This window comes from Pantoea sp. WMus005, from assembly GCF_013415305.1.
Classification (GTDB): domain Bacteria; phylum Pseudomonadota; class Gammaproteobacteria; order Enterobacterales; family Enterobacteriaceae; genus Pantoea; species Pantoea rara.
The window spans coordinates 349,439-367,232 of sequence record NZ_JACBXU010000003.1 but is presented as its reverse complement, the minus strand read 5'-3'; the positions used below and the strand labels follow the sequence as shown (position 1 = coordinate 367,232).

The 17,794-nt window shown below is 53.6% G+C and carries 13 protein-coding genes; 9 read left to right on the top strand and 4 right to left on the bottom strand.

Annotated elements, in window-relative coordinates; genetic code table 11:
* Window positions 1-2: 2 nt before the first annotated feature.
* Both HZZ01_RS14490 and HZZ01_RS14485 read right to left on the bottom strand, forming a co-directional pair.
* On the bottom strand, window positions 3-1,001 hold the full coding sequence (locus HZZ01_RS14490) for an MsnO8 family LLM class oxidoreductase (protein WP_179898298.1): 999 nt from the start codon (window positions 999-1,001) through the stop codon (window positions 3-5).
* A 420-nt stretch (window positions 1,002-1,421) separates the two neighbouring features.
* The gene (locus HZZ01_RS14485; RefSeq protein ID WP_179898297.1) at window positions 1,422-2,156 is read right to left on the bottom strand and encodes a GntR family transcriptional regulator; all 735 of its coding nucleotides are present in this window, start codon (window positions 2,154-2,156) and stop codon (window positions 1,422-1,424) included.
* A 445-nt stretch (window positions 2,157-2,601) separates the two neighbouring features.
* On the opposite strand from HZZ01_RS14485, the gene HZZ01_RS14480 reads away from it, so the two are divergent.
* The 8 genes from HZZ01_RS14480 (at window position 2,602) to HZZ01_RS14445 (ending at window position 13,389) form a co-directional block, all read left to right on the top strand.
* Window positions 2,602-3,051 carry a PTS sugar transporter subunit IIA gene (locus HZZ01_RS14480; protein ID WP_179898296.1) on the top strand — a complete coding sequence of 150 codons (450 nt, stop codon included), beginning with the start codon at window positions 2,602-2,604 and terminating at the stop codon, window positions 3,049-3,051.
* A gap of 48 nt (window positions 3,052-3,099) precedes the next feature.
* Window positions 3,100-3,372, top strand: a complete 273-nt coding sequence (locus tag HZZ01_RS14475; RefSeq protein ID WP_179898295.1) for a PTS sugar transporter subunit IIB — start codon at window positions 3,100-3,102, stop codon at window positions 3,370-3,372.
* Window positions 3,373-3,411: 39 nt separating this feature from the next.
* Window positions 3,412-4,785, top strand: a complete 1,374-nt coding sequence (locus HZZ01_RS14470; RefSeq protein ID WP_179898294.1) for a PTS ascorbate transporter subunit IIC — start codon at window positions 3,412-3,414, stop codon at window positions 4,783-4,785.
* Between the two features lie 550 nt (window positions 4,786-5,335).
* Window positions 5,336-6,898, top strand: a complete 1,563-nt coding sequence (locus HZZ01_RS14465) for an aspartate aminotransferase family protein (protein WP_179898293.1) — start codon at window positions 5,336-5,338, stop codon at window positions 6,896-6,898.
* A 1-nt stretch (window position 6,899) separates the two neighbouring features.
* Complete coding sequence (locus HZZ01_RS14460) at window positions 6,900-8,192, top strand: lysine N(6)-hydroxylase/L-ornithine N(5)-oxygenase family protein (protein ID WP_179898292.1); 1,293 nt, start codon at window positions 6,900-6,902, stop codon at window positions 8,190-8,192.
* Window position 8,193: 1 nt separating this feature from the next.
* Window positions 8,194-10,548, top strand: a complete 2,355-nt coding sequence (locus HZZ01_RS14455; RefSeq protein WP_179898291.1) for a GNAT family N-acetyltransferase — start codon at window positions 8,194-8,196, stop codon at window positions 10,546-10,548.
* Window positions 10,549-10,624: 76 nt separating this feature from the next.
* On the top strand, window positions 10,625-11,854 hold the full coding sequence (locus tag HZZ01_RS14450; RefSeq protein WP_179898290.1) for an MFS transporter: 1,230 nt from the start codon (window positions 10,625-10,627) through the stop codon (window positions 11,852-11,854).
* Between the two features lie 365 nt (window positions 11,855-12,219).
* A complete protein-coding gene (locus HZZ01_RS14445; RefSeq protein WP_179898289.1) occupies window positions 12,220-13,389 on the top strand; it encodes an amidohydrolase in 1,170 nt (389 codons plus the stop codon).
* A gap of 23 nt (window positions 13,390-13,412) precedes the next feature.
* On the opposite strand, the gene fhuE is transcribed toward HZZ01_RS14445, so the two are convergent.
* Entirely contained in the window at window positions 13,413-15,626 is a 2,214-nt protein-coding gene (fhuE, locus tag HZZ01_RS14440) for a ferric-rhodotorulic acid/ferric-coprogen receptor FhuE (protein ID WP_179898288.1), read from the bottom strand.
* 440 nt (window positions 15,627-16,066) lie between these two features.
* Between fhuE and pagP the strand changes: the two genes are divergently transcribed.
* Window positions 16,067-16,636: a lipid IV(A) palmitoyltransferase PagP gene (gene pagP, locus HZZ01_RS14435; protein ID WP_179898287.1), complete on the top strand. Its 570-nt coding sequence runs from the start codon at window positions 16,067-16,069 to the stop codon at window positions 16,634-16,636.
* 7 nt (window positions 16,637-16,643) lie between these two features.
* On the opposite strand, the gene HZZ01_RS14430 is transcribed toward pagP, so the two are convergent.
* Complete coding sequence (locus tag HZZ01_RS14430; protein WP_179898286.1) at window positions 16,644-17,750, bottom strand: site-specific integrase; 1,107 nt, start codon at window positions 17,748-17,750, stop codon at window positions 16,644-16,646.
* Window positions 17,751-17,794 lie beyond the last annotated feature (44 nt).

Here is a 17,794-nt window from a genome sequence, read left to right as displayed (position 1 = left end):
GTTCAGGCTGCGACCAGATGATGCGTGGCCAGCAGTTCAAGTGACTTCAGGCGGGCAACCGGCTCGGTAATCGGCGTGTCGATAATGAACTCGTCGATATCAAAATTATGATGAAGCGCGTCCAGCTGGGCATGAACCTGTGCCGCCGTGCCTTTCAGCAGTGACGGCGTGCGTGGCTCTATTGTGTAATCCTGATAACCACCCTGCCGTACATAACGTTCAGCCTGCTCCAGACTGGCAACGTTAACGCCCGGGCCATCTTTCACCGCCACGTGATAATGACGCAGACCGGAAACCAGCAGGTCTGCTCCGGCGGGTGAATCGGCCACCACCACCTGCACGGCAACCAATGCGCGCTGGCCATGACTCAGACGGGAGAAGGTACTCAATGCGTGCTCCAGCAACTGACGATCGCCATTCAGGTGGGCTGCAAAGACAAACTGCCAGCCCAGAGAGGCGGCCAGCCGGGCGCTCTCTTCACTGGCACCCAGCAGAAAACGATTGGCCGGACGTGACGGCAGCGGCGTCGCGGCTAAACCCTCGTCGTCAGGATGTGCCTGCGCAGGCTTCAGCCAGTTATCCAGCCGCTGAAGCTGTTCAGCAAAGCTTCCTTTTCTGGCGGCATCGACACCCTGCTGCAGCGCATGGGTTGAGAGCGGTAACCCGCCTGGTGCCTTCCCTACGCCGAGATCGATACGGCCCGGGGCCAGGGAGGCGAGCAGATTAAAGTTTTCTGCCACTTTATAGGGGCTGTAATGCTGCAACATCACTCCGCCTGACCCGACGCGAATATGACGGGTCTGGGCAATGATCCAGGCAATCAACACTTCCGGTGAAGGACTGGCAAGCTGTGAGGTATTGTGATGTTCCGCCAGCCAGAAACGATGATATCCCCACTCTTCTGCCAGCCGGGCCAGCTCCAGGGTACGCTGCAATGCTGCGGTGGGCGTCTCGCCCTGCAGCACGGGTGCCTTATCTAACAGACTTAATCGATATGCCATTCACCTGGTCCTTGTTGATTCCGGTTGCTGACCAGTGTGCTGCGCAGTCGAATATTGGTAAAACATCATATTGTTTTATGATTTTCTGGATTCGTCATAATGGGAAAGGCTGAAAGGAAAAAGGCGGGTAACGGCGCTGAAACAGGGTTTGATAGTAAGCTCTCGCGGATAACACGGCTTATTACCTGAAGGAAATGCGATTAAAACCAGCAAACTGGCAAAGTTATGCAGAAAATCATCTTAAGTATGGAAAGCTCTCAAGCGTTCTGCATCGACGCTGCCTTAATAACAGACATCTGCAATACAATACATTGAAGTCCATTCTGTACTGGCGGAAGAAAGCGCAGAACGTCAGGCAATTAAATAAGCATACTGAGCTTTCAATTGAGGAGAAGATAAGTGACTACAGCATTATTTTTTCTACGGCCGTTGCGAATTTTGTTTCAACGGGAAATACCGGGTATTAATGATTGCTACATTGACTTCACAGGGGACACCGTCGTCGAGAAAAACGGTTTCATTCAGCTGAATGACCGCATCGCCTTCCGTTAAATTAAGTAACGCAATTGACTGTGTATCCGCAAGATTGACGGCCGTTAAATGCTGATCTCTGAGCTGGACTTTCTTACCAGTAACCTCTTCAATGTAGGCATATTTGGAGATTTCCAGCTTGCTGAACTCCATGCTGTTGAACAGGTTTACTGGCAAATGAATATGTTCCAGCGCCACGGGAATATCATCGAAACACATCAGTCGTAAAATTTTATAAATCTGATCGCTGTTCTTGATACGCAGTGCCTGGGCCATGTCCGCTGAAGGCACCCTGATGATACTCACAGAAATGATTTTTCTGACACCTTTATGGCCGTTTCTCTGCGCCTGATAATCAAAAGGTGAAAGCACATGATACCTGTGCGCCTGGCTACTTATCTCCGTGGAACCTACAAAAATACCCGAACCTTTTACCCGATATATTCTCTGCTGTTCCACCAGAATACGTGTCGCCTCACGCACCGTAGCACGTGTAATGCCAATATTTTTGGCAATTGATATTTCGGTATCCAGCTTTTCTCCGGGTTGAAGGCCATCATCCTTAATTTTATTGAGGATGTAATTAACCACCTCTTTTTGCTTTTCAGTCATGCCATCAGCCATTGGCTTTCTTCCCATTTGAGTGAAGGACAGTCTCCCTCTAATCCGTGTCAGTACAGTTCTGCCTGACATTGCCGGATGAGTACCACTACGGCTCGCTGAATATGTGATCAACTTATCAAATTGGCACTGATGTTAAGCCTGTGCAGCCAAATTTTAACTTTACATGTTGTGTCCGTACACGTCGAAGGACATCATCAGGATGACTAGACACCTTAAACATGTACAGATTTGATAGCGCCGGCGAAATATTAACTCAGGAACACAGTGAGAAACTATTGTTTCCGTAACTCTATGAAAAACGTTTTTTTTAACCATTTTGTGTTTTTCAGTTTGTTTCGCTTTTCATGCACAGTGGTTGTCAGGAATTTAAGTGACAACGTTAAAAGGCAGCTTTTTCAATAAACTGACTGTACATATTCAGACATTTTTCAGCAGGAGCAAGGCGATGTCACACCTGGCTAAGTGGTTAAATAACGAAAAAATCCAGTACGTCGAAAGCGTTGCAGACTGGCGGGAAGCGTTAGTCATTGCGGGGCGTCCTCTGCTCCTTGAGGGCGCTATATCGCAGGATTACATTGATGCCATCATTCGACAAAAAGAGGAGATCGGGCCCTTTTTTGTTATCGCTCCGCAGATTGCCATGCCCCACGCGCGTCCGGAACAGGGCGCACACAAGCTGGGATTGTCGATTGTGCTGCTGGGTACACCCGTGAAGTTTGACTCTGAAGAGAACGATCCGGTAAAGGCCCTGTTTATGTTTGCCGCACCGGACAGTAATAGCCATATCGAAATGATTTCCGAACTGGCAGAGGTGCTGTCCGATGAAGAGATCATGACACAGCTCTTTAATGTGACCAGCAAAGAAGCGCTCATGGCGATTTTATCGGGCGTCTAATCTGCCCGCTGAAACGCGAAATATCATTAACAGTTAATGAGGTTGGATATGAAAATTATGGCGGTTTGTGGTTCCGGTTTGGGTAGCAGCTTTATGATGGAAATGAACATCAAGAAGGTGCTTAAAAAAATCGGTGTTGAAGCGGAAGTCGAACATTCGGATCTCGGTTCTGTTACACCTGATGTGGCAGATGTTTTTGTTATGGCGAAAGACATTGCCTACAGCGCTAACCTTCCGGAACAGAAGGTCATCATCATCAATAACATTATCGACCTGAACGAAGTGGAGCAAAAAATACGCGAGTATTTTGAGAAAAACTGACACGAATAATCAGATAAACACCTTACCCTCGAGGTTAATATGTTTACTCAAAATCTTTTGCAGTTCGTCGTCGATGTGCTGAAAGTGCCCTCCATATTAGTCGGACTGGTGGCATGTTTCGGACTCATTGCGCAGAAGAAGCCGTTTCCTGATGTTATCAAGGGAACGGTTAAAACCATTCTGGGCTTTCTGGTGCTGGCTGGCGGAGCGACTGTCCTGGTCGGTTCCCTGACGCCACTGGGCGACATTTTCAAACATGCGTTTGATGTTCAGGGCATCATTCCTAATAACGAAGCGATGGTCTCTATCGCACTGGCAAAATATGGTGCACCGACCACGATGATCATGGCCTTTGGTATGGTCGCCAATATCATTGTCGCCCGATTTACCCGACTGAAATATATTTATCTTTCAGGGCATGTGACGTTCTATATGGCCTGTATGATCGCGATTATTTTATCGGTTGCTGGCTTTGAAGGTATTCAGCTGATCTACACCGGGTCACTGCTCCTGGGTATTCTGATGGCCACCTTCCCGGCGATTGCACAACCTTATATGCGTAAGATCATCGGCGGTGACCATGTCGCCCTGGCGCATACCGGAACCATTGGCTATGTCTTATCAGGCTGGATAGGCTCTTTAGTGGGTAAAGGCTCGAAATCCACCGAAGAAATGAACATGCCCAAAAACCTCAGTTTTTTGCGCGACAGTACGATCTCCATCTCTCTTACGATGATGATTATCTACTTAATCCTGTCGGTGTCTGCAGGTAAAGAGTATGTAGAGGCCAACTTCAGCAATGGTCAGAACTACCTGGTTTACTCCTTCATTCAGGCCATAACGTTTGCAGCGGGCGTCTTTATCATTCTGCAGGGTGTGCGCTTAATCCTGGCTGAGATCGTCCCGGCCTTTACCGGCTTCTCTGAAAAACTGGTCCCGGATGCCAGACCTGCGCTGGATTGCCCGATTGTCTTCCCCTACGCGCCGAATGCAGTACTGGTTGGCTTTATCTCCAGCTTTGTGGGTGGCCTGGTGGGGCTGTTTGTCCTCGGTCAGCTACATTGGGTTTTGATTCTGCCGGGTGTGGTTCCCCACTTTTTCTGTGGTGCCACGGCGGGTGTATTTGGTAATGCTACCGGCGGTAAGCGCGGGGCGATTTGCGGTGCCTTTGCTCATGGCCTGTTAATTACTTTCCTGCCTGTTGCCCTGCTACCGGTACTTGGACAGATTGGACTGACCAATACCACCTTCTCAGATACTGACTTCGGCGTGACCGGCATCCTGCTGGGTAATATGGCTCACTTTATGAATAAGGGCACCATTACCCTGATCATCACGGGTATATTTGGCCTGTTAGTGATTTATAACTTCATGGCCAAAAAGAAGGTCCCTGCTGAAACCCATACAGAGTAAACATAACGTGTAATGCAACCCGGTAAGGGCAATGCGCCCTTTCCGGGAGTTTCTGTAAATCCCTTACCGGCTCCGCTTAAATTCCACCCTGGTTCCCATCAGAATGACCCGCGCTTAACGTCAACAAAAGTCTCTTTTCCCGCTCTTTTTTGCCCGCCACTGATGTGTAGTCACTCATCGCAGCCCTCTTTACCTGACATTTACTGGCACTGACTGCTGCAAAAAAAGGACGATTCCGATCGCATAACGTGATCTGAATCACATTTTCCACATTAGGCATGCTAATAAATAAAATTTAACAACAAAACATTTGAATGATAATGATTAACATTTACACTCTCATCCGCATATAACAAAGCGTTAAACGCTGCTAAATCCACAAATAATATGCGGTATTTTCCCTTTTTAAGGTAAAAACCCTGGCCCACAGTGTTGTCAGGGTTTTTATCTGGTTAGTTAGTTTTATGTGTACTGGAGTTATTGAGCGGACATCCAACGCTGCTGGCTTTTTGCTGGCAGGGTCACTGGTAATCACGCACAGGAACTGAACATGCTTTTACGCTCATCCACTCAGGCGGCTCTGGATCTCGCGCCAGCCTCCAATGCCAGCGGTGCCGAAACGGCCATTTTTAACGATCAGCAACTGGCGGCCTGGTCGCAGCAGACTCAGGAGGTGCTGGCGCTGATGACCCGTACCGTTACCGGCGTAGAGAAGCCCTTCAGCGGTATTCTGCCCCACGAACTGGCGGCGGAGTTCAGCGAGGTCGATCTCGATCGCCCGCTGGGCAATAACGATGATGCACTGGCGGAGTTGAGCCAGCTCTATCTTCGTGACGCCGTCTGGTTTCACCACCCTAAATACCTGGCCCACCTGAACTGCCCGGTGGTGCTGCCCTCGCTGATGGCAGAGCAGATCATGGCCGCGGTGAACAGTTCAGTGGATACCTGGGATCAGAGTGCAGGCGGCACGCTGATTGAGCAGAAGGTGATTGACTGGACGCTTGGTCGTATCGGTCTGCCTGCCGGTTCCGATGGGATCTTTACCAGCGGCGGCACCCAATCCAACCTGATGGCGATGCTGCTGGCGCGAGACAGCTGGTGTGCCGCGCATCATCCGGGACACCTGATCAAGCATCGTGGCCTGCCAGAGACCGCGTCGAAATGGCGGGTGTTTACCTCAAAACTGAGCCACTTCAGCATTCAGAAGTCGATGGCGATTTTAGGGCTGGGCTATGACGCGGTTATCGCCGTCGATCACGATGATCATTACCGCATGGACGCCGGGTGCCTGGCGCAGGAGATTGCGCGCTGCCGCAGTGAAGGGCTGATCCCGATTGCCGTGGTCGCCACCAGCGGCACCACCGACTTTGGCAGCATCGATCCGCTGCCGGAAATCGCTCGTCTCTGTGACGATTACGGTTTATGGATGCACGTTGACGCCGCCTATGGCTGTGGCCTGCTGGTTTCTGAAAATCATCGTTCCCGTCTGAATGGCATTGAGCGCGCGGATTCCGTGACCGTTGATTATCACAAATCGTTCTTCCAGACCGTCAGCTGTGGCGCGTTCTTTGTGCGGGACAGCCACAATCTGAAGCATGTCACGCACCATGCGGATTACCTCAATCCACTCAGCGCACAGCAGGAAGGCACGCCGAATCTGGTCAATAAAAGTATTCAGACCACCCGCCGCTTTGATGCGCTGAAGATGTGGCTGACACTGCGCGTCATGGGCCCGGCGGCGCTGGGTGACGCTTTCGATACCCTGATAGATCTGACACAGGCCGCGCATCAGCTGTTAACGGCGCATCCGGCCATTGAAGTGCTGCACGCGCCTGAGCTGACCACGCAGATTTTCCGTTACGTTCCCGGCAAACATACCAGCGACGCGCAGATCGATGAGATCAATGCTGCCATCCGTAAAGCGCTGTTCCGCTCCGGTAATGCGGTGATTGCGGGAACCAAAGTGGATGGACGCCAGTATCTGAAATTCACCCTGTTAAATCCCACCACGACCATTGCCGACATCGAAGATGTGTTGAGCCTGATTGCGCATTATGGCCGCGAACAGGTTCGTGCCTCAGCGTTGAGCGCGGCAAATCAGGGAGCAATCTGAAATGAATAATCCTGTTTACGATTTTATTGGCATCGGCATTGGCCCTTTCAACCTGAGTCTGGCCTGTCTGAGTGAGCCGGTTGAGGGACTGAACGGTATTTTCCTGGATGAGAATCCGGGCTTTGACTGGCACACCGGCATGATGCTGGAAAGTGCTCATTTGCAGACGCCGTTTATGGCCGACCTGGTGACACTTGCCGATCCCACCAGTCCTTACAGCCTGCTTAACTACATGAAGGAAAAAGGAAAACTATACTCTTTTTATATCCGTGAAGATTTCTTCCTGATGCGCAAAGAGTATAACCAGTACTGTCAGTGGGCCAGCTCGCGCCTGTCCAACCTGCGGTGGAACAGCCATGTCGAGTATGTCAGCTACGATGAAGCAGCCGGGATCTATCAGCTTCAGGTGACCGATACCCGAAGCGGCGAGAAGCAGCACTATCAGGCGCGTCATCTGGTGCTCGGCACCGGACCAAAAGCCTGGATGCCGGCGTGCAGCCAGCCGCACCGTCAGCGCCTGACACACTCCAGCCATTATCTGGCCAACAAAGCGGAACTGCAGCAGAAGCGTTCAATTACGGTACTGGGCAGCGGCCAGAGCGCGGCGGAAATCTACTACGATCTGCTGACCGATATCGATCGCTTTGGCTATCAGCTCAACTGGATCACCCGCGCGCCGCGTTTCTATCCGCTGGAGTACACCAAGCTGACGCTGGAGATGACCTCGCCGGAGTGGGTGGACTATTTCCACGCCCTGCCCGCCAGCACCCGCGACGAACTGAATGCCCGCCATAAGAATCTCTACAAGGGGATTAACAGCAGCTTAATCAACGATATTTACGACCTGATGTATGTCAAACAGCTCGACGGGGATCTCAACGTCAACCTCTTTACCCATTCGGCGCTGACCGCGATGCGCTGGTTGCCCCAGGGCGAGTTCGAGCTGACGCTGCATCAGGAGGAGCAGGATTGCACCTTCACCCGTCGCACCGAGGGACTGGTGATGGCAACCGGCTATCACTACCAGCCACCGATGTTTTTAGAAGGCATCCACGCCCGTCTGCGCTGGGATGACAAAGGCCGCTATGACGTGCAGCGCAACTACAGCATCGACCATCACAATCAGATCTTCGTGCAGAACGCCGAGCTGCATACACACGGTTTTGTCACGCCTGATCTTGGTATGGCCTGCTACCGCAACTCGGTGCTGTTGCGTGAACTGACCGGACGCGAGGTTTATCCCATCGAACGTCAGATCGCCTTCCAGACCTTCCCGGCTAAATCGGAGCACTGAGATGAGTTCACCCATACTGTTCAGGGCCGATCGTCCCGCAGGCCGTTTTACCTTGAGACCGATGCTTGAGAGCGATGCGTCGCTCATCCACAGCTGGGTCACCCGCGATTACGCCCGCTTCTGGGGCATGCAGCAGCAGAGCCTGGATCAGGTCGCGGCGTTTTATCAGACGCTGACCGCATCTGATCCCCATGCCGCGCTGATTGGATGTTGCAATGACGAGCCCGTCTGCCTGATTGAGTGCTATCGCGCCTGCGACGACGAGGTGGGCAAATTTTATCCGGCCGCGCCTGATGATTACGGCATGCACATTCTGATTGCCCCGGCCAGCCAGCCGATCAAAGCCTTTAGCTGGCAGGTCTTCACGCTGGTGATGGACTACATGTTCAGCCGCCCCGAGGTGCAGCGTGTGGTGGTGGAGCCGGACGAGCGCAACGAAAAGATTCACGTGCTGAATAAACGCGCCGGATTCCGCTACCAGCACACCATCGACATGGGTCATAAAACCGCCTGGCTGGCCTTTTGCCAGCGGGAAGATTATCAACACGCGTTACAGCAGGAGTCGCAGACTATGAACACCCCCTCTTCACTGACCGACGGCACACATCTGACGGGCGACAACTGGACGAAGGCAAACCGCATGCTGATCCGCAAAGCAATTGCCGAGTTCGCGCATGAAAAAATCATTGCCCCGCAGGCATCCGGTAACGGAACTTATCAGCTTGCGGTGCCGGGCGGTGAAGCGACATACCATTTCCGGGCAGCGCGGCTGGCGCTGGATCACTGGGAGATCGATGCAGATTCACTGCGCAAGCAGGAGAACGGTCGTGATCTGCCACTGGATGCGCTGAAATTTATTGTCGAGTTCAACGGAGAGATCGGGATTCCGCAGGCGCTGCTGGCGACCTACATGGAAGAGATCAGCAGCACGCTGTGCAGCAGCGTTTACAAGCTGCAGAAGAATAATCCTGACAGCCAGGCGCTGGTCGCAGCCGATTTCCAGACGGTAGAAGCGGCGATGACCGAAGGCCATCCCTGCTTTGTCGCCAACAACGGCCGTATTGGCTTCGATGCACAGGATTATCTGGCGTACGCGCCGGAAGCCGCCGCGCCCGTTCACCTCATCTGGGTTGCGGTTCACCGGCGCAACGCCCACTTCTCCAGCCTCAGCGAGCTGAGCTATGAGCAGCTGATGCGTGATGAGCTGGGCGACAGCACCGTGGAACACTTTAATACGCAGCTGGTGAACAAAGGGCTGGCGGTTGAAGACTATATCCTGATGCCGGTGCATCCGTGGCAGTGGCAGAACAAACTGCTGACTGTGTTTGCGGCGGACATTGCTAATCACGATATTGTTTATCTCGGCAGCGGTGACGATGCTTATCAGGCGCAGCAGTCTATCCGCACCTTCTTTAATCGCAGCCAGCCCGCGAAGCGCTACGTGAAGACCGCGCTGTCGGTGCTGAATATGGGCTTTATGCGCGGTCTGTCGCCCTACTATATGGCGACAACACCCGCAATAAACGGCTGGCTTGAGGAGCTGGTGGCGGGCGATGCCTGGCTGCAGCGCTGTGATTTCCGCATCCTGCGCGAAGTCGCCTCCGTCGGCTATCAAAACCGCTACTACGAGCAGGCTATCAAAGGCGATTCCGCCTATAAAAAGATGTTCGCGGCGCTCTGGCGGGATAATCCTGCGGCCAGCCTGCAACCCGGCCAGCGTCTGATGACCATGGCCTCATTCCTGCACGTTGATCACCACCAGCAGGCATTGCTGCCCGCGCTGATAGCGGACTCCGGTTTGCCTGCGAAGCAGTGGATTGATCGCTATCTGACCTGCTATCTCAGCCCGCTGCTGCACTGCTTCTATCAGCATGACCTGGTCTTTATGCCACATGGTGAAAACCTGATCATGTTGCTGGAAAACAATGTGCCGGTCAGTGCATACATGAAGGATATCGGCGAAGAGATCGCCGTGATGAACCCGGATGCGGTGCTGCCGGAGGGCGTGCAGCGCCTGGCGGTGGATGTGCCGGAGAACCTCAAATTACTGTCGATCTTCACGGATGTGTTTGACTGCATCTTCCGCTTTGTCAGCGCGATCCTGCATCAGTCAGCGACGCTACCCGAGGATGAATTCTGGCAGGCGGTGGCGCAGTGCGTAAAGGATTACCAGCAGGCGCACCCGGAGCATGCCACTAAGTTTGCGCGCTATGACATGTTCGCGCCGGAGTTTACCCGCTCCTGCCTGAACCGCCTGCAGCTGGCGAATAATCAGCAGATGATCAACCTCGCTGATCCCGCGGAGAACCTGAAGTTCGCTGGAACGCTGGTCAACCCGATAGCGCGCTGGCGCTAAACGTTACGCTGTCACTCTAATGCTATGCGGTCACCCTGGTGGCCGCTTTTTAATGGTTTTATTGCAGGTATTCGTAATGGCTTCTTTTCTACCGGTGGCGCAACTGACCCGCCGACATCTGATCTTTCCGCTGTCGCTGGTGTTGTTTGAATTCGCCACCTATATCGCCCACGACATGATCCAGCCCGGCATGCTGCTGGTGACGCAGGAATTTAAGGTTGGGCCTGAATGGGTTTCTACCTCGCTGACCGCCTATCTGGCCGGCGGCATACTGCTGCAATGGCTGCTTGGCCCGCTATCGGATCGTATCGGGCGGCGTCCGGTGCTGCTCAGCGGCGTGGCCTTTTTTATGCTCTCGTGCATTGCAACCCACTGGGTGCAGAGTATTGAGCAGTTCGTCCTGCTGCGGTTTTTGCAGGGAATCAGCCTCTGCTTTATCGGCGCAGTAGGCTACGCGGCGGTGCAGGAAGCCTTTACGGAGTCGCTCAGCATAAAAATGATGGCGCTGATGGCCAACGTCGCCCTGCTGGCCCCCCTGGCCGGTCCGCTGGCCGGCGCGGCTTTTCTTACCGTAGGAGAATGGCGTACCCTGTTCTGGCTGATTGGCGCTGTCGCGGCGCTGTCACTGGCGGGGTTGTGGTATGCCATGCCTGAAACGGCGGGTGACCGGCAGACACCGCTGTCACTGCGATCGATTATCAGCGGTTATGCGGCATTGCTGAAAGAGCGTCAGGTGATGCGCGGTTCGCTGGCTATCGGACTGGTCACTGTGCCCTGCATCGCCTGGGTTGCGCTGTCGCCCGTGATTTTAATTCACGGCGCACAACTTAGCCGCATCGACTATGCCCTGCTTCAGCTGCCCGTTTTTGCCGCCATGATTGCAGGCAACCTGACGCTGGGGCGCTTATCCAGCCGTCTGCCGATTGAACAGCCAATAAGACTCGGTGCCTGGCCGGTGGTCTGCGGGCTGGCAATCGCGGTGACCGCCACTGTGCTGAACGCGCAAAGCTATCTGTGGCTCACCGCCGGAATGAGTCTCTACGGTTTCGGCACCGGGCTGGTTAACGCCGGACTGTATCGCATGACGCTGTTTTCCAGCAGTGGCGGAAAAGGCAGCGTGGCGGCGATGCTCGGCATGGTGAGTATTCTGATCATTGCGCTGGGCATTGAAGCCGCCAAAACGGCCTATTTCAGCTTTGGCAACGGGGGCTTCAGCATGGTGAATATGGTCTGCGGTCTGCTATGGCTGGGTCTGGTGAGTGCTTTCCTGCGCGCAGGTGAGCGAAAATTATGCGTGGAAACATAATTAACCTGCGGTAAGCCATTAATTAAAGAAATCGCGGAATGGCTGAACCTTATTAGTCATTCCGCAAACTCACCACACCGTTTAAATCCCTGTGATTCCGCATTGATTATTTTCAGATAAGCTTTGACCAAATCGTTACTTTATCTGTGTGTTGCGTCATTCGATGATGATTCCGCCTGCTGAGGCAATCTCAACTTACACGCTGGCTAAAAGCCATACGCTGATTTAGCAGGCACATCATTCTTCATGCCCCCGCAGGCTCCTTTAAAGGTATTTACGTTTTGACCCGTGACAGCATCCTGGCTGACAAACGCATCCTGATCGACGCTGGGCGAACCTTTTCTGCCGGAATAACAGGGATAACCATGACTTTGCCTTTAACCGAACAACTGGTGCAGTGGCGTCGCGAACTGCACCAGCACCCCGAACTTTCGAATCATGAATTTGCCACCACGGAACGTATTACCCGCTGGCTGGGTCAGGCCGGAATCCGGCTATTGCCGCTGGGGCTGAAAACCGGCGTTGTGGCAGAAATCGGTCAAGGCGAACCCCTGATCGCCCTGCGCGCGGATATTGATGCGTTACCGATTGAAGAAACCACCGGGCGCCCGTGGCGATCACAACAGCCGGGCGTGATGCACGCCTGTGGTCACGACGTTCACAGCGCCGTGATGCTCGGCGTCGCCCTGCAGCTCCAGCAGCAGGAAAAAACACTGCCGGGTCGGGTGAGAATTCTGTTTCAGCCCGCTGAAGAGACGTTTAATGGCGCACGTCAGCTGATTGAAGCCGGTGCGCTGGAAGGCGTTCAGGCGATATTTGGCCTGCATAACGCGCCCGATTTACCGCTGGGTACGCTTCAGAGCCGGGCGGGCGCGTTTTATGCCAACGTCGACCGCTTTGCGATCCGCATTGAGGGCAAAGGCGCACATGCCGCACGACCACAGGAGGGGATCGATTCAATTGTGATTGCCAGCCATATCGTGACGGCTCTGCAGACTCTGCCGAGCCGGGTATTCAGCTCGCTGGAAACGGTGGTGCTGAGCGTGACCCGCTTTACCGCCGGGAATACCTGGAACGTGCTGCCGCAAAGCGTAGAGCTGGAGGGCACTGTGCGCACTCACAACGGCGAGATCCGCGCGCAGATCCCGCACCGCATCCAGACGCTGATCCAGGGTATCGCCGCCGGATTTGGCGCAACGGCTGAGCTGGAGTGGACAGAGGGTCCGCCTGCCCTGATTAATACGCCAGGCTGGGTAGATGTAGCCCTGGAGGTTGCACATCAAAGCGGCTATCTCGCGGAGCATGCTGAGTCGCCACAGATGGGCGGGGAAGATTTTGCCTTCTATCTGCAACAGGTGCCGGGTGCGTTTGTCAGCATCGGCAGCGCCAGTAAATTTGGGCTGCATCATGCCGCCTTCGATCCGGATGAAGCCCTGATCGGCCCGGCGGTGGCGTACTTCACCCAGCTGGTGCCGCGTGCGCTGCAGATTGTGGCGGCGCAAGGCACAGACAGAGGTGAAAAACGCCTCAACTGAGGCGTTTTTCACCGTTACCACAATCAAAAGGTGTAACTGGCCGTTACCGAGACGTTACGTGGTTTACCATAGACCACGGAGCTGGCCACGTTGGTGTCATACTCTTTGTCGAACAGATTGTTCAGGTTGCCCTGCAGCGAAAGATTTTTGTTCACCTGATAGCGGGCAAAGAGATCAACCAGCGCATAACTGCCCTGACGCGCGCGCCAGGTGCCATTGCCTTCCGGGCCGCCGACGTCGTTCCAGACGTGGGTCTGCCAGTTCACGCCGCCACCCAGCGTCAGCTGTTGCAGCATCGGAAGACGATAGCTGCTGAACAGGTTAAAGCTGGTCTGCGGCAGTTGCGGATTAAAGGTGCTGCCATCGCGGTTTTCCGCAATGTAGCGCGTGCCACCTAAAGTCATCTGCCAGTTGTCAGTTAATGCACCGTTGACTTCGAATTCCACGCCACGACTCACCACGCCTTTACGACCAATGTAGGCAACATCGCCTGAACCCTGAATCGTCTGGGTAGTCGCTTCACCTGCGTTATCCAGCTCAGTGCGAAATACCGATACCGAGGTGGTTAAGCGGCTGTCCAGCCAGTCCGATTTCAGGCCTGCCTCGTAGTTTTTACCGATGACCGGCGACAGGTAGGCGCCACTGGCATCACGATAATCCTGAGGCTGGAATACCGAGGTATAGCTGGCGTAAGCCGACCAGTTCTCTGCGAAGTCATAAATCAGCCCGCCATACGGAGTGATATTATTTTCCTCCGCTTCGCCCGTTAAGGTTTCACGGTTCCAGTTGGTATAGCGGGCACCGAGAATCAGGTGCAGCGGATCGGCAAGTGACAGACGGGTCGCCATGTAAGTCGATTTCTGACGGACCAGTTGGCTATCACTGGCTGGCAAACGTGGCGTCCAGGCAGATTCCGGATACTGACCGTTAAAGTCATTGTAATTACCCAGTGACGCTGAAGAGATGTTCTCAAAGGTGCTGAAGTACTTGTTATCCTGACGGGTGTAATTGACGCCCACCATCAGCTCATGCTGACGCCCCAGCAGTTCATACGGTCCACTGGCAAAGGCATCCACTGCATCCACTTTGCGTTTGCCGGTGTTATAACCGGTTCCGCCCACTACCGGATAATTAGCATAGGAAGAGACACCCGCGCCGGTATTACGATCGAAATAACCATCGAGATAGATCTGCTTACTGTCCAGACGCATCTCGTTGTGCGCGCCGTTCAGGGTGATGTTCCAGCCGTTGTCGAAATCCTGCTTCAGATTCACAAAGAGTTTGCGGTTCTCTTTGTCGTTGTAGGCCCAGTCAGGCGCGGTGTTGTAGCCGCGACGGGTATGAATCTGTGTGCCGTCGGTATACCAGCGTGGTGCACCGCCCCACATGGTGGAGTCGGTATTAACCTGGCTGAACTCATAACCGACAGAGAGTGTGGCAGAGTCAGTCAGATCGGCGTCTACCACGCCGTAGATGAACTGTTTTTTCGCGCCGTAGCGTTCGATGAAGCTATTGTTGTCCTGCCAGCCAGCCACCAGGCGGCCACGCACATTGCCTGACTCACTCAGCGGCGCAGAGAGATCGGCAACATAACGCTGTTTGTTCCAGCTGCCGTAGCTGGCAGAGACGGTGCCGCCGAATTCTTTGCTGTCCGCATGTTTGCGTAACATGTTGATGGCGGCTGAAGGATTTCCCGGCCCGGTCAACAGGCCGGTCGCCCCGCGAACCACTTCAACGCGCTCATACAGCGCCATATCGGTCTGCGCATCGCCCAGATTCCAGCGTTCTGCAAACGCGGTAGGAATACCATCAACCATGTAGTTGTCGATCATAAACCCGCGCGCATAGTAGTTGGTGCGGTCCATATCCCCACTGATGCCCCGGATGCCGGTGGTGTTTACCAGCACATCATTCAGCGACTGAAGTTGCTGATCCGCCATTCGTTGCTTACTCACAATGCTAACTGACTGCGGCACATCACGCACGGTACCCAGCATTTTCGTGCCCGCACGGGTAACCGGAACGCTGTAATCGGTCTGAGGTGACGTTGTCACGGCATCATCGGCTGAAGCTGTCACGGTCAGAGTCTTATCATTGCTGACAGGCGTCTCTGCCGCATGAGCAATATTATGCGTCAGCGATGAGCCGACCAAAAAAGTCAGTAAGGAGAGGCGGAATGGACGTTGAAGAGCAGAGGCGCTCTTCACCCTGGCGTGCTGAAGATCGAAAGCGTTCATTAATTCCTCAATTATCTTTATGTTTTTGAGCTGCCACTGTCACGACCCTGCGTCCTGCGAGCATTGCTGCCCTGCTTAAGGTTTGAGGAATCAAAACCTTTCCGTGAGCGCCTTCGCGCGGGTGTGATTAACATTTAAAGCAAATGAGAAATATACGCATTGCGATTATCAATGCAAGATTTTGTTAATGAATAATGCGAAATTTTTCAGGGGATTTTTGGGCGAGATGAGGTTATACAAGGCGATAACCAGAAGAAGACATGCTTTACCTGATTATGCCTGCTGAATGAGCAAGGCCAGGTGAATTTCGTTCGCTTTAATTAATTAAAAAATCCTGTAATAGCCGCTCATTTAACTGAAGTTTTCCTTCCTGATGCAACAATACCCGCCTTAAGCCATTTTTTTCCTTATTTAACACCAGATATTGCAGGAATAAGTACATGCGCAAAATCTTACCTCTTAAAGCGCTGATGATGACGTCCGTTTTTAGTCTGTTTTCAGCTCATGCCGCCACGTTAATGCAGAATGTAAATGCGGGCTGGGAAAGCTTCAGTGATAATGTTGCCACGACATGGCACCAGCCAGAGGGTATCGACTTTTATTTGCCCGCCATTACCTGGCACAATCGTGCCACTTATGACCGTGAACACATCGATAAATATAATGAAAGACCCTGGGGCGCGGGCGGTGGTATCTCCCGCTACGATGAAAAAGGAAACTGGCACGGCCTCTACCTGATGGCATTTAAGGATTCTTTTAACAAATGGGAACCCTTTGGTGGCTATGGCTGGGTGGCAACCTGGCGGCCGCTGGCCGACCAGAATTTTCACTGGGGCGCAGGTTACACAGTGGGCGTCACTGCCAGGCATAACTGGGACTATATGCCGGTGCCTGCCGTCCTGCCGCTGGCTTCCATCGGCTATGGCGATCTCGACTTCCAGATGACCTATATTCCGGGCACCCACAACAACGGGAATGTTTATTTTGCCTGGCTTCGCTATCACTTCTGATCGTTATTTAGCGCGACATCGCCATGACAGAGAGATCGTCCAGGGAGAGAGTCTCACCCTCATAGCGATGTCGCAGAAGATGATAACTGTCGCACTCAATAATCTGCTCAACCGCATCTGAAAAGATGTTCATCGCGCTGCGCATCTGGCTCAGATAGTCATGAGTGTCGTAAACCCTGTCGATGCCTTCCAGCGCATGGTTCATGATTTTTCGGGCAACGTCATTCGGCGAATCGAGGGCGGAAAGTTTGGACCGCGCGGTGCGACGCAGGTCGCGAGGGGTAAAAGCCTCCAGCCCCAGCCCTCTTGGCGCGCGGATCATCCGGCGCAGTGCCTGATTCAGCGCGCCTTTTGACAGCGGTTGTTGGGGATCGCGGGGCGCGGGAACGAGCCAGGGTGAGTCGGGATCGGCGGCGCGCAGCAACGCTTCAATGCACTGACGCATCAGGGGTGAAATCGGCAGCACATGCTCGCGCTGCGATTTATTGCGTGTACCCTGCATCCACAATCCTAACGGCAGATCAAACTCGGCTTTCTGCGCCTGAACAATCTCATCCGGCCGTCGGGCGCTGACCAGACATAAACGCAGCGCCCAGCGCGCCTGCTCCGATAATGCCCAGTTATCCAGTCCGTGCCAGAAAACCCAGATTTCCGCGTCAGTGAGTTGCCGACTGCGCGGCGGCGTAGCACGACCTGCAACATCCCGTTTTTTCATGGAAGCGAGGGGTGAATGTTCGAGATAGCCCTGCATCTCCGCCCAGGCGAGGAATTGTTTGGTCAGTGCAAATACCCGACGCGCCTCTTCTTTTTTACCGTCAGCGATCAGGATGTTGTAAAGCCGGTTGAGGCGGAGACGGTTTAGCGTTTTGAGTGGCTGCGAACCGATGTTGGGCAGGACATGTTTCAGCAGAGAAGAGATGGCGATCTCAGGCCGTCGCCGGCTGATCAGCAAAGACAGTTTTACCCAGACCTTCATCACCTGCTCTACCGTGCCTTCATCACCAAAATTATCCAGCTCGCCAAGCGAAGCGGTCTTCACCTGCTTCAGCCAGATCATGACATGGCGCCCGACATGCGCAGAATGGTCGTCGGTGTGAGTTAAATCTGTCGTCATTTTGATGCCTGTTTACTACATGTGAAGCGGGCCATTCTAACGAC